Consider the following 12,582-nt stretch of genomic DNA (forward strand, 5'->3'; position numbering starts at 1 on the left):
CTTGTGGTTATTATTTATGTTAGTCAACGGCAAACCATACCGAACAATCCGGATAAAACCTGATGATCCAAAGATCATCCAAATCATTGACCAGCGAAAGCTGCCTTTTGAATTTGTGATAGAAAACCTTTCTACTGTAAATGATGCTGCCCGGGCTATCAAAGAAATGTATGTGCGTGGTGCTCCGCTTATCGGTGTTACGGCTGCCTATGGAATGTATTTAGCCGCATTACAGGTTTCAAAACCTGATGATAATTTTATGCAGAAGGCAGCAGGGAAGTTGAAAGCTACCCGGCCTACAGCCGTAAATCTTCTATGGGCTGTTGAAAAACAGCTAAAAGCTATCAGCCAGGGAAAAACTATATTAGAAATGAGGGACATTGCCCTAAAAACAGCCAATCAATTGGCTGAAGCCGATGTGCAAACCTGTAAAAAGATTGGAGAATATGGATTAAGTTTAATTGAAAAAATATATCAAAATAAAAAAGAACAGCCCGTCAACATCCTTACCCATTGCAATGCCGGCTGGTTAGCCTGTGTTGACTATGGAACGGCAACCGCACCTATGTTTTTAGCGCATGATAAAGGTATTCCCATTCACATCTGGGTAGATGAAACCCGCCCGAGAAACCAGGGCTCAAAACTTACTGCATGGGAATTGGCTCAGTATGGTATCCCACATACAGTGATCGTAGATAGTGCAGGCGGGCATTTGATGCAGCGTGGCTTGGTAGATATGGTTTTAGTTGGAACAGACCGTACTACTTATACGGGGGACGTTGCCAATAAAATAGGCACCTACCCGAAGGCATTAGCGGCAAAAGATAATAGCATTCCTTTTTATGTTGCATTGCCTTCATCTTCAATTGACTGGAACATACGGGACGGGTTAAAAGAAATACCTATAGAACAACGTGATGCGGATGAGGTACACTACGTTGATGGCTGGTGTGAGGGAGTTGGTAGAATAAGTGGCAGTAGTAGTAACAGTAGCAGTAAAAAGGTACGTATTACACCGAAGCGAAGTCCTGCAGCCAATTATGGATTTGATGTTACCCCTGCCCGCTTGGTTACTGCGCTGATCACAGAAAGAGGTATTTGCCTGCCCAATGAGGAAAGTATATCAGGGCTGTTTCCTGAAAATCAGGAAATGCGCGTAGAGCATGGCGCATAGAGCATAGAGCATAGAGCATAGAGCATAGAGCATAGAGTTAGCTGCAAGCGGGCTTTGACAATCGAGGACTATTGAATAATGACACGTAAGACAATCATATTAATAGCGGCAGGACTTTTGACAGTTTCGATACTCATCGGCCTGGGAGTTTCAAACGGGACAATTTTTGGATTCATTTATCTTGGCTTTTTGACCCTTGGGTTTCTCGGACTTACAATTTTAATCGGTATTGTTGACTTGATAAGAAAAACGCGAATTTTTATATACCCTGGACTTGGGTTACTCTATTTAACATTTTCAATGGTGACAGCAATTACAGCCCACAAACTCAAAGAAAACGAAAGACAAAATGCAGCTATACAAATTATCGCAGACCTTGACCAATACAAAGACGATAACAGACAATATCCAGAAACACTGGACAAGCTAAAATCAAAAGACCATTTACCTGACATTTCCTATTACATTGACTCGACAAAGCAAAAATTTACAGTGAGTTACAATTTGGACGGCTGGCATAGAAAAGTATATGATAGCCAAATAAAAAAGTGGACCGTGCGCGATTAAAAAAGAAAACAAATGAAAAGGGTTATCATTTTGTTCTGTTTTGTATCAATTGTCACATACGGATTTTCTAAAGGATTAAGAGGGGAAATCACTATGGCCGGGACAATATTTGATAAAAAGACTAAGAAACCTTTAACAAATATGATATTCTATTTTAATGGAGTTAGAGTTGAAACGAATGAAAACGGAAAATATGAAACTACAATTACTTGGGCTACGTGTGACCTTGGAAATGCAATTAAAATATGGAGATGCAATTCAAAAAGTAATAGGAACATTGAAATAAAGAAAGACACTTCAGAGCACATCTTGAAAATCAAAAGTAAATGGAAAAAGTACGGACTCCGTACTCATCGAAGATTTGGGCATTATAATAACACTCGAGAAAAAGAAATTTATTTCAAGGACATATACTGGCACAAAATTTAACAGCCACCAACAATGGCTATAAAATAATATGGAAGGATTTTATTTAATATCCATTTGGCTGATTCAGATTGTTCTATTTACACTCATGGTTTTAGACAAAGTAAAATGGAAAATTAAAAGGAGAGAGATTTTTTATATAGCATTCGTACTGTTTCTTATTGCTCCTTGGATATTTCCAGTGCAAGTCGGGTATAATTCTGAAACGGGAGAATATATATGCGGTCTGGCAAGCCTAATTCCGATTGGGATATTTTGGATATTAGGAAATGGAGTAAATATTGTAATTCTTCTGTTGTTTTGGGGGATTGGATTTTTAATAAAAAAATCCCTCTGGAAACTAAATCTTAAAAAAAGTACAAAGCGGAAGAATGCGAGCAAAAGATGATAACAATGTGCATAAGCAATAGCGGTTGACGAGTAAATATACAGTTTAGTGCTTTCAATAAACATTACGTTTCGGGGACAAGGACGTAGTTTTAAACCGCTACTGCTCATGCACCAACCGCATGGCGCATAGCGTAAAAGCAACCCGTAGTCTTACGCCATGCGCTTTGCACTTTGCTCTAAGCGCTATGCGCAATACACGATATTTCTACATTAACATCCTTAGGCAACCTGCTAACCTCTACCGTTTCCCGGGCAGGAGGATTAAATGAAAAATAACTGCCATAAACATCATTTATCTTTGCAAAATCATTGAGGTCTTTCACGAAGATCGTACATTTGACAACATTGGTAAAATTCATATCAGCCTGTTTTAAAACAGCGCTTAAGTTTTTCATCACCTGGTGCGTTTCATTTTCTATAGTATCATTTACTATTTCACCTGTAGCAGCATGAATGGCTATTTGGCCGGATACGTATAAAATATTATTGTTCAAAACCGCCTGGCTATAAGGGCCAATGGGGGAAGGTGCATCATCAGTTTTAATTATAGTCTTATCCATAAATAAATTAGTATATTAGCATTATACCCTTATTCGTATATTAGCATTTTATTATTAGTATATTAAACTTTTAACAAAACTACTAAATATCATGGAAATATTAGTTGTTGGAGAACAAAATTCTTTTGATGAGTTCCGGGAAAAATTTATATCAAAACATTCTTACACGTTTATCGGTATTGAAAAACTGACAAAAGATGTTGTCAGGAACATAGAAGTTGTATTTGATTTCACACTGGAAAATAATCCTGAAGGTATAAAATTATATCTGCCTGCGCCTTTGGGGATTCGGGAGGCAGGTTCGAAACAGGAAAAACTGGTCTTATTTGTGAATGCAGTAAAAATATCTTTGGCAGAAATTTATTATAAATATCCTGTTACCAAAAATTCCAAATCCGCAATCCCCATGTTTGGATTCAATGGCTTACCTACGATGGTGAACAGAACCATATTGGAAGTATCCATTCCGGATGAAAAAAATGCGGATATCTTAGATCGTGTATGTAAAGACTTAGGTACTGAATATTTGGTAGTCAAAGACAGGGTAGGTATGGTTACACCGAGGGTGATATGTATGATCATCAATGAAGCCTGCTACACATTGCAGGAAGGCACTGCAAGTATTGCCGATATTGATCAGGGAATGAAGCTTGGTACGAACTATCCTTACGGCCCTTTTCAGTGGGCAGATATGATAGGTGTGAAAAACGTTTATGAAACATTGAAAGCAATTTATGAAGATACGAAAGAGGAGCGTTATAAGACCTGCCCTTTGCTAAAGGAAAAATATCTGAAAAAAGAATGTTTTTATTGAAAGTAAAGTTGAAAAGCAGCAAAATAATTTAGCCACTAAATTAGATTTAGAGAAAGTAAGAACTGAATTTAAAGAAGAAATAGGAAAAGTAAAAGCTGAATTATTACTTGTTAAATGGATGTTGGTAATAGTACTGGCTGGCATTATCTCCTTGGTTTTTAAAGCATTTTTTATTTAAAATGTAATTCGTGGTTTCATTATCTGGCTTCCGGCATCATTCCACTGTCACCGACTTAGCCAAATTCCTCGGCTGGTCAACATTACATCCCCGCAATACTGCAATATGATAAGAAAGCAACTGCAAAGGAATCACAGAGATCAGCGGCATGAGGGTTTCATCTGTAGCAGGTACTTCAATAACAAATTCAGCCATTTTTGGGATTGTATCATCTCCTTCTGTTACAATTGCAATTACACGGCCCTTTCTGGCCAGCACTTCCTGGATGTTTGATACTACCTTATCATAAGAGCTGTCTTTTGTTGCGATGAAAACCACAGGCATTTTTTTATCTATCAAAGCGATGGGGCCATGCTTCATTTCTGCAGCTGGGTAACCTTCAGCGTGTATATAAGATATTTCTTTCAGTTTAAGCGCCCCTTCTAAAGCCACGGGGAAATTATATCCCCTGCCGAGGTACAGGAAGTTCTTAGTATCTTTAAAGGTTTTAGCTATTGTTTTGATCTTGCCATCAAGTTTGAGCGCTCGTTCAACTTTAGCAGGAATATTATCAAGTTCAATGAGCAATTCTCTGAATTTACTCTCAGTAATAGAGCCTTTTTTACGGGCAATGATCAAAGCCAACATTGTTAGCACAGTAATTTGGGCAGTGAATGCTTTTGTACTGGCGACTCCAATTTCCGGGCCTGCGTGTGTATAGGCGCCTTCATGCGAAGCCCTTGCAATAGATGAGCCAACTACATTACAAATACCAAAAATAATGGCGCCTTTTGCCTTGGCCAGCTCGATAGCAGCCAAAGTATCAGCTGTTTCACCAGATTGAGAAATGGCAATGACCACATCACCCTCTTTGATCACAGGATTTCTGTAGCGGAATTCAGATGCATATTCAACTTCTACGGCAATCCGGGCAAACTCTTCAAAGATATACTCTGCTACCAGGCCGGCATGCCATGAAGTGCCACAAGCAACGATTATTATCCTATCAGCATTTAACAGCTTGTTTTCGTATTGTTGAATACCACCCAGTCTCAGATGACCTTTAGCTGCGATAAGCCTTCCTCTCATGCTGTCTTTGATAGATCGCGGCTGCTCAAATATTTCCTTGAGCATAAAATGATCGTAACCGCCCTTCTCCAGAGATTCTAAATGTATATCAAGCTTTTCTATATAAGGTGTGCTCTCAATGTCTTCTATGGTGCGAATTTTTAGCTTACCGTTACGGATCACAGCAATTTCATACTCGTTCATGTAAACCACTTTATTGGTATATTCAACAAATGGCGTAGCATCAGAAGCTATGAAAAATTCATTTTTTCCTATACCAATAACCAAAGGACTGCCTTTGCGTGCTGCAATGAGCTGGTCGGGAGCATCTTTTGAAATGATCACGATAGCGTAAGCGCCTACTACCTTGGTTAGCGCCAGCCTTACTGCTTCTTCCAAGGAACAATTATTGTTTTGCTGAATATCTTCTATAAAATGAATAAACACCTCCGAATCCGTACCACCCCGGAACTTATGCCCTCTGCTCATTAATTCTTTTTTAAGTGAATAATAATTCTCAATAATACCATTGTGGATGATGGTAAGATTCTTAGATGCAGAGTAATGCGGATGGGCATTGATATCATTGGGTTCACCATGGGTTGCCCAGCGGGTATGCCCCATCCCTACGGTACCTTCTGTGTCTTTATCCTTAACGAATTCAACCAGATCGCTCACCTTACCTTTTCTTTTATAAACATTAAGCTCTCCATTAAGGAGTGCGATTCCTGCACTATCATACCCCCTGTATTCTAACCGGTGAAGACCTTCGATAAGTACCGGATAGGCTTGTCTTTTTCCTACGTATGCTACTATTCCGCACATTTTTATTTAATCCTAAAAATCTAAATTAAAAAAAATAACTATTATTGCAAAAATGAAATTATCACATTACAGAAGCTATTTCAGGTTTAATAAGCCTGGATTTAACCGGCTTTAGGCCCTTCACATTTACATAAATCGCAGATTGATTTGGTTCACGTTGCTTTTCAGCTAATTGTCTGCTCCATTCATTATATTCTTCGTCATCCTCAATTTGTAATATAATTTGAGCATTCCGTGGAATTTTCTCTGCAAATTCGGGGTGCTCAATTACATAACGATCGAATTCTGTACCTAAAATAGCGTGTTTATATTCCAAAGTTTCCATAGTTTATTCTTACTTTATAAAAGCATTTTTATAATTTTTCCAATTTTCATTAATGTCTTCGTCTGCAAATGGAAATTAGGAATTGGATTATACTATTTTCCCTGCCTGCGCTGATCCCGAGTTACTCGGGACGGCTGGCAGGCATTTTCAAATTTCCATTTTCTATTTAATAACGGTATAATAAACTTTTAGTTTCATTGGGTTAGCCAGGTGTTTATTACTGCCAAATAATAGCCTGTTGACAGTTAAGTTAATCGAACTTGGAGAAATAATAATTCCATCACTAGATATTTTATTATACGAGAAAGCTTGTATATAACTCGACAAGTCAGCAGTATAAGTTTGTTCATCTTCATCATAGCAAATAGCTTCAGGGATAAGGGAGATACAGCTAATATCGGGGTAAATAATTTTATTGACTCCATTTTCAGATTTGGTAATTTGGCTATTTGAGTCTGCCTCAAACAAGATAAGAACAAAAGGCTGCTCAAAGTTGTCTATACTACCATCTATAACATCTAATACAAGTTCAGCTTTATTGATAGCAATATCACCCACGCTGTCTTTAAAAATATCCAGATAAGGAAATTCTATTTTTGTTCTTATTCCTATTCCTGCCTGTAAATAACATTCTTCATTTGTTTGATTACTCGGAAGTTCATTGGTATTGGTTAAAAATTCTATTGCGGTACCAGTTCTATTACTTTCAATGTGATTAAATCTGGCACCAGCTGTATTGATTTGGAATTTCAATTCAATACTATCCTCTATCTCATTTTGATAATATAATATTATGGCTGAATTATTGGTTAAAGCTGAAATAGTAAATCCGCAAATAAGGCCGCTGTTTTTTGGAACTAAAGCTATCCCTTTAAATTCATTATTAATAAATTCAGTAGAATCTAGTAAAGCCGAATCAAGTATCAATAGTTCATTACCAATTTGATCCGAAAGTTTAATTGATAATATCGTAGTACCCAACTGAGATGGTTTAAAATTTATTGAGCCTAAAAGCTGATTACCAAATGGTTTGGTATCAAAATTGTAATAGGTTGTACTGGATAATGTATCATCCAATTTATAAATTTCAATAGTCTGAACATTATTCCTATCCCCATAAAAATAAGCGGTATCCAGATAAAGCACTATGGAGTCTAAAACACGATTGGTACCAAATTTTGTGTTAAATCGAGCAGGTTGTACCTGTGCATAGCTTTCTGCTTTTACAATCCCAAATTTCGGATCATTATACTCTCCAACCAAAAGAAAAACAGTGTTAGAGGTTTTAATCGAATCAATAAGAATAATTGAAGATCTTATTGTGAAGGTATCCGTAAAATGCGTCCCGATCCGTTCATCGGGAATAAGGCCAATATCAGGGTCTTTACAGGAGGTAATAAAAACCGTTACAAGCAAATATATACTGATGAAAGCAGATAAGGGAAAGTCTTTTTTAGAAAATATTTTTTCCCCGCAAAGACGTAAAGCACGCGAAGTCTTATAAATCGTTAACATTCGTTGTAATGCCTTTTTACTAAATTAACAAATCAATCCTCGTTGCGTTTTTAGCGTCTTTGCTCCTGTGCATACCCCCAGGTATTCTGAGGGGGCACACAGGTGCGGGATATTTATCCGCCTTAATTTAAAAGTTCATTATAAAGGTTAAAGTGTGATTCTACCAGATTTTCTTTAGCTTCTACCGTATCAACCTTCATTTTGTTTTCATATTCTGCAAAAAGCTTATTAAGGGTATCGCTGTATTCATCTTCAGCTTTAACCACAGCATCGGCATACTCCATACCCGTCTTGATAAAACCTTCCAAATCTACAGTCTTAAGACTTTTGAGCATGTTCTCGTCAGTATCAAACATTTTAACCTTACCTAACAAGCTATCGTCAAACTTATAATTAGAAAAGTGATTATAAACAGCAAAAATCACCTTCGAATTTTGAAATATAGGATCTTTCTTGTAAGTAGTTTTCAGATACATTGGGATCAGGCTGCTCATCCAATCATGGCAATGAACAATATCAGGAGCCCAGCCTAATTTCCTAACCGTTTCAACAACACCTTTACAGAAAAAGATAGCTCTTTCATCATTGTCGTGATAGAAATTGTCATCTTTATCAAAGAATACCGATTTTCTGTGAAAGTAATCTTCATTATCTATAAAATAGACCTGCAGCTTTGCATTGGGTATAGATGCAACTTTTATGACCAACGGTTTTTCTTCTTCACCTACGGAAATATTTATTCCCGACAGCCTGATAACTCCATGCAATCTGTTTTTTCTCTCATTTATAAGTCCAAAACAGGGGACCATGATCCTTATTTCCATGCCTCTTTCCTGCATACCCTGAGGCAACTTGCGAACAAATTCAGCCACACTTGATGTATGCAGAAAAGGATCAATCTCGCTGGCTACGTAAAGTATTTTTAATTTTGACATTTTTTAGTAGTTTAGGTTTGAAGTAGATTAACAGACTGCAAAGTTATATAATTATTTTAATATTGCAAAATATTATGTAAAAAATTTTTAATATTGTTTTCTGATTTCTGAAAGATCATGGAAATATTCTATAAACCTCACGCTCTAAAAGAATATTTAGCAAAAAAAAAGCGAAGTTCAAAGGCAATTGGCTTTGTACCAACGATGGGTGCATTGCACCAGGGGCATTTGTCATTGGTTCAGGCCTGCAAAAATGATCATGATATCACGGTTTGCAGCATTTATATTAATCCCCTCCAGTTTAACGTCAAATCAGATCTGCAATCCTATCCCAGAGATATTGACAAGGATAGTGAATTATTAAAAAAAAATGAATGTGATGTTTTGTTCTGCCCGGATGATCGTATTATATATCCTGAATCGCTATTGGTAAAGTTTGATTTTGGTTATTTAGACACGATTATGGAAGGAAAACATAGACCAGGACATTTTAGCGGTGTTGCCACAATTGTCTCAAAGTTATTCAACATTATAAAACCTGATGTTGCTTATTTTGGTCAAAAGGATCTGCAGCAGTTTATCATATTAAGGCAATTGGTCAAAGATCTTTCTTTCGGTATAAAATTGGTTTGCTGCCCGGTTGTGCGTGAAAATGATGGGTTGGCAATTTCTTCAAGAAATATTAGATTAAGTAATGAAGCCAGGAAAATAGCTCCCAATATTTATAAAGCGCTTGTTTTAGGTAAAAATTCTTTAGTACGGATTGTTAAGCATCAGCGAAATCCCGCCTGTCCCCCCGGGTTACCCGGGGAGGATAATATCGGGGGTAATCAGTCAGCTCTAATAGAAAAATTACAAATCAATCATATAATTAAAGATACTAAAAAAAAAGTTAAAGAGTTTATTTCTCAGTTTCGGGGTATTGAACTGGAATATTTCGAAATTGTAGATGGTGAAACTTTGAAAATATTAAAGGATATAAAAAATCATCATAAAATTGCACTGTGTATAGCGGCCTTTGTAGGTAATGTTAGGTTGGTTGATAACTTAATGATAGAATGAATAGTTAATGATAGTACGGTTGCATGATTGCCTAACATGGTTAAAAACAGTTAATAGCGGTTAATAATGGTTAATATCGGTTACTTTTTTATATGCTTAATCTTGAAAAAAAGGAGCATATAGCAAAAAAGCAGTGTTTTAAGCAACCGTTGTTAACTGTTGTTAACTGCTATTAACTTTATGTAATATGTGGAGGTGCATACATACATATATTCATGCAATTATTTTGCAACCCTATATTTTTCGTACCTTCGTATCTTTTGTAAAATGAAGAGAATCCTCATATCCATCTTAAAATACACTTTATCATTAGCCATTGCTATCTTGTTGCTCTGGTATGTCTTTAAAGACATAGATTGGTCCAAAATGCAGCAAGACTTACAAAATGCTGATTATAAATGGGTTTTGGCTTCGATTGTAATTTCATTGATAAGTCATCTCTTGCGTTCATTAAGATGGAACCTGATCCTGCAGCCGTTGGGGTATTCTCCTAAAGTCAGCAATACCTTTGTGGCTGTGATGGTTGGCTATTTGGCAAATTTTGTTTATCCCCGCCTGGGAGAAGTGACAAGATGCGGTATCTTACACAGAATTGAAAAAATACCTTTTAAAACTTCTATTGGTACAGTGATAGCAGAACGTGCATTTGATCTGATCACGCTTCTCTTTTTAATAGGAGTAACACTTTTGTTTGAGTTTGACCGCTTGAGTGGGTTATTTGCAGGTGTTTTTACTGAAATAATTAAGGGTATAGAAAGAAATTTGCAGCAATTTTATTTATTTATTATAATATTTATTCTTGCTGTTGTTATAGTAATTGTCCTTGCCATTCTTTATAAAAAAAAGATCAGAAGAACATTAATATATGTAAAAGTTATGAGATTTTGGCAAGGGATCGTGGAAGGTTTTTTGAGCATTTTGAGACTAAAAAATAAATGGCGATTTTTATTATACACTTTTTTAATGTGGTTCTTATACTATCTGATGACCTATACTTTCTTTTTTGCATTAGAATCCACCAGCAGGTTAGGTCCATTGGCTTCTATAACAATTTTGGTAGTTGGAAGCATAGGTATGACCGCTCCTGTCCCGGGTGGTATTGGTGCATTTCATCTTTTTGTTGCTAAAGCACTAGAATTGTATGGTTTACCTTTTGATGACGGAAAAGCCTTTGCAACACTATATCATACATCGCAATTTATTACAGTAGCATTGACCGGAAGTGTTTGTTTTATTATTAGCATAATAATAGCAAAAAAACTAAAAAAGATATGAAATGTGTGGTTGTCTCAAACCTCATATCTCATGTCTCAATACTCAAAATAAATCCATGACGACCAATGTCCAATGAACACTGCAGAAAAAATAATGAATACGAAACACTTAACCCTCAAACTAAAAGAGTGGAAAGCTAAAGGTTACAAAATTGTTTTCACCAATGGCTGTTTTGATATTCTTCATCTCGGACATATTGATTATTTGGAAAAAGTCCGTAAATTTGGGGATAAATTAGTAGTAGGATTAAATACTGACGATTCAATAAAACAAATTAAAGGGCAAGACAGGCCTGTACAGGATGAAAAATCGAGGGCAAGGGTATTGGCTTCGCTTGAATTCATAGACGCAGTTGTATTATTTAATGAAGATACGCCTTACGAGCTCATCAAATTGCTGGCACCTGACGTTTTGGTAAAAGGGGATGATTATGCGGTTGATAAAATTGTGGGACATGATATTATAAAAAAAAATGGCGGAGAAGTGAAAACAATTCCTTATATTGAGGGCTATTCAAGTTCCGGTATTATTGAAAAGATAAAATCGTTAAAATAATTAATCAATAAATCAACAATAATTATGATAGGAGTATACATTATTGGCGGAATTATGTTTGTTATCAGCCTGGTTATAAGTAAAAGGCTGAAGAATAAATTTAAAAAATATTCACAGATTGGTTTAAGATCTGATCTCAGCGGAAAGGAAATTGCTGAGAAAATGTTGCTTGACCATGGGATATTTGATGTTAAAGTACTTTCTGTGCAAGGCCGGCTTACTGACCACTATAACCCGGTTAAGAAAACTGTGAATTTGAGTCCTGAGGTTTATCAAGGCAGGAATGCTGCTGCTGCTGCAGTGGCTTCTCATGAATGCGGGCACGCGGTTCAGCACGCTTCAGCTTATTCGTTTTTACAATTGCGTACGGCTTTGGTCCCTATTCAAAATATTAGCGGAAAAATTATGAATATTATAGTAATGGTAAGTATTTTTGGCGGAGCATTTTTATTTGAAGCTTTCCCATATGATAATATTTTATTGCTTATTATTGCATGTTACAGCATTATGACCTTATTTACTTTTGTAACTTTACCAGTTGAGTTTGATGCAAGCCGAAGAGCATTGACCTGGATCAACCGGCAAGGTATAGTAACCAGCCAGGAACATGCTATGGCAAAAGATGCTTTATGGTGGGCCGCAATGACCTATGTGATTGTAGCGATTGGCTCACTGGTTACGTTGCTGTATTTTATTGCAATGTTTATGGGAAGAAGAGACTAGTGTAGCAACAATTTAATTACGCAATATTGTAATCATAAAATATATTATTTCATTGTTCAATTGTTAAGATGGTTATATGGCTTTATGGCAACTAAATTGCCAGCAATTAAGCAGCGAGTTTAAACCTATTAGATTAGAGACGCCCAAATTGGGCGTCTCTAATCTAATCACAAACCATTTAACCATATAGCCATATAACCATTTGTTGATT

Annotated in this window: 14 protein-coding genes; 9 read left to right on the forward strand and 5 right to left on the reverse strand. The window is 36.4% G+C overall.

Features of this window, described 5'->3' with window-relative positions; genetic code table 11:
* Window positions 1-16: 16 nt before the first annotated feature.
* From mtnA to FVQ77_01410, 4 genes are all read left to right on the forward strand, one after another.
* On the forward strand, window positions 17-1,174 hold the full coding sequence (gene mtnA / locus FVQ77_01395; protein MBW8048998.1) for an S-methyl-5-thioribose-1-phosphate isomerase: 1,158 nt from the start codon (window positions 17-19) through the stop codon (window positions 1,172-1,174).
* 78 nt (window positions 1,175-1,252) lie between these two features.
* Window positions 1,253-1,741, forward strand: a complete 489-nt coding sequence (locus FVQ77_01400) for a hypothetical protein (GenBank protein ID MBW8048999.1) — start codon at window positions 1,253-1,255, stop codon at window positions 1,739-1,741.
* Between the two features lie 12 nt (window positions 1,742-1,753).
* A complete protein-coding gene (locus FVQ77_01405; GenBank protein ID MBW8049000.1) occupies window positions 1,754-2,170 on the forward strand; it encodes a hypothetical protein in 417 nt (138 codons plus the stop codon).
* Window positions 2,171-2,198: 28 nt separating this feature from the next.
* Window positions 2,199-2,555, forward strand: a complete 357-nt coding sequence (locus FVQ77_01410; GenBank protein ID MBW8049001.1) for a hypothetical protein — start codon at window positions 2,199-2,201, stop codon at window positions 2,553-2,555.
* A 178-nt stretch (window positions 2,556-2,733) separates the two neighbouring features.
* Here FVQ77_01410 and FVQ77_01415 read toward each other — a convergent pair whose 3' ends face one another.
* Entirely contained in the window at window positions 2,734-3,117 is a 384-nt protein-coding gene (locus FVQ77_01415; protein ID MBW8049002.1) for a RidA family protein, read from the reverse strand.
* Between the two features lie 91 nt (window positions 3,118-3,208).
* Here FVQ77_01415 and FVQ77_01420 point away from each other — a divergent pair, with 91 nt between their 5' ends.
* Window positions 3,209-3,931, forward strand: a complete 723-nt coding sequence (locus FVQ77_01420; protein MBW8049003.1) for a 3-hydroxyacyl-CoA dehydrogenase — start codon at window positions 3,209-3,211, stop codon at window positions 3,929-3,931.
* Between the two features lie 214 nt (window positions 3,932-4,145).
* Here FVQ77_01420 and glmS read toward each other — a convergent pair whose 3' ends face one another.
* The 4 genes from glmS to FVQ77_01440 form a co-directional block, all read right to left on the reverse strand.
* A complete protein-coding gene (gene glmS / locus FVQ77_01425; protein MBW8049004.1) occupies window positions 4,146-5,981 on the reverse strand; it encodes a glutamine--fructose-6-phosphate transaminase (isomerizing) in 1,836 nt (611 codons plus the stop codon).
* Between the two features lie 61 nt (window positions 5,982-6,042).
* Window positions 6,043-6,297: a hypothetical protein gene (locus FVQ77_01430; GenBank protein MBW8049005.1), complete on the reverse strand. Its 255-nt coding sequence runs from the start codon at window positions 6,295-6,297 to the stop codon at window positions 6,043-6,045.
* Between the two features lie 171 nt (window positions 6,298-6,468).
* Entirely contained in the window at window positions 6,469-7,821 is a 1,353-nt protein-coding gene (locus FVQ77_01435) for a DUF4270 domain-containing protein (GenBank protein MBW8049006.1), read from the reverse strand.
* Between the two features lie 122 nt (window positions 7,822-7,943).
* Entirely contained in the window at window positions 7,944-8,756 is an 813-nt protein-coding gene (locus tag FVQ77_01440) for a glycogen synthase (GenBank protein MBW8049007.1), read from the reverse strand.
* A 117-nt stretch (window positions 8,757-8,873) separates the two neighbouring features.
* On the opposite strand from FVQ77_01440, the gene panC reads away from it, so the two are divergent.
* From panC to FVQ77_01460, 4 genes are all read left to right on the forward strand, one after another.
* Window positions 8,874-9,818 (forward strand): pantoate--beta-alanine ligase, encoded by a 945-nt coding sequence (gene panC, locus FVQ77_01445; protein ID MBW8049008.1) that lies wholly within the window; start codon window positions 8,874-8,876, stop codon window positions 9,816-9,818.
* A 267-nt stretch (window positions 9,819-10,085) separates the two neighbouring features.
* Window positions 10,086-11,093, forward strand: a complete 1,008-nt coding sequence (locus tag FVQ77_01450; GenBank protein ID MBW8049009.1) for a flippase-like domain-containing protein — start codon at window positions 10,086-10,088, stop codon at window positions 11,091-11,093.
* A 72-nt stretch (window positions 11,094-11,165) separates the two neighbouring features.
* Window positions 11,166-11,648, forward strand: a complete 483-nt coding sequence (rfaE2, locus tag FVQ77_01455) for a D-glycero-beta-D-manno-heptose 1-phosphate adenylyltransferase (GenBank protein ID MBW8049010.1) — start codon at window positions 11,166-11,168, stop codon at window positions 11,646-11,648.
* A gap of 18 nt (window positions 11,649-11,666) precedes the next feature.
* Window positions 11,667-12,371, forward strand: coding sequence for a zinc metallopeptidase (locus FVQ77_01460; protein MBW8049011.1), 705 nt, complete (start codon window positions 11,667-11,669; stop codon window positions 12,369-12,371).
* Window positions 12,372-12,582: the final 211 nt, after the last annotated feature.

Source organism: Cytophagales bacterium (assembly GCA_019456305.1).
Classification (GTDB): Bacteria; Bacteroidota; Bacteroidia; order Cytophagales; family VRUD01; genus VRUD01.

Excerpts from the sequence above, each read along its gene's own strand:
- FVQ77_01420 (MBW8049003.1), top strand. The coding sequence starts at position 3,209 with ATGGAAATATTAGTTGTTGGAGAACAAAATTCTTTTGATGAGTTCCGG.
- panC (MBW8049008.1), top strand. The coding sequence starts at position 8,874 with ATGGAAATATTCTATAAACCTCACGCTCTAAAAGAATATTTAGCAAAA.
- FVQ77_01435 (MBW8049006.1), bottom strand. The coding sequence starts at position 7,821 with ATGTTAACGATTTATAAGACTTCGCGTGCTTTACGTCTTTGCGGGGAA.
- rfaE2 (MBW8049010.1), top strand. The coding sequence starts at position 11,166 with ATGAACACTGCAGAAAAAATAATGAATACGAAACACTTAACCCTCAAA.
- FVQ77_01415 (MBW8049002.1), bottom strand. The coding sequence starts at position 3,117 with ATGGATAAGACTATAATTAAAACTGATGATGCACCTTCCCCCATTGGC.
- FVQ77_01410 (MBW8049001.1), top strand. The coding sequence starts at position 2,199 with ATGGAAGGATTTTATTTAATATCCATTTGGCTGATTCAGATTGTTCTA.
- FVQ77_01400 (MBW8048999.1), top strand. The coding sequence starts at position 1,253 with ATGACACGTAAGACAATCATATTAATAGCGGCAGGACTTTTGACAGTT.
- FVQ77_01405 (MBW8049000.1), top strand. The coding sequence starts at position 1,754 with ATGAAAAGGGTTATCATTTTGTTCTGTTTTGTATCAATTGTCACATAC.
- FVQ77_01440 (MBW8049007.1), bottom strand. The coding sequence starts at position 8,756 with ATGTCAAAATTAAAAATACTTTACGTAGCCAGCGAGATTGATCCTTTT.
- glmS (MBW8049004.1), bottom strand. The coding sequence starts at position 5,981 with ATGTGCGGAATAGTAGCATACGTAGGAAAAAGACAAGCCTATCCGGTA.
- mtnA (MBW8048998.1), top strand. The coding sequence starts at position 17 with ATGTTAGTCAACGGCAAACCATACCGAACAATCCGGATAAAACCTGAT.
- FVQ77_01450 (MBW8049009.1), top strand. The coding sequence starts at position 10,086 with ATGAAGAGAATCCTCATATCCATCTTAAAATACACTTTATCATTAGCC.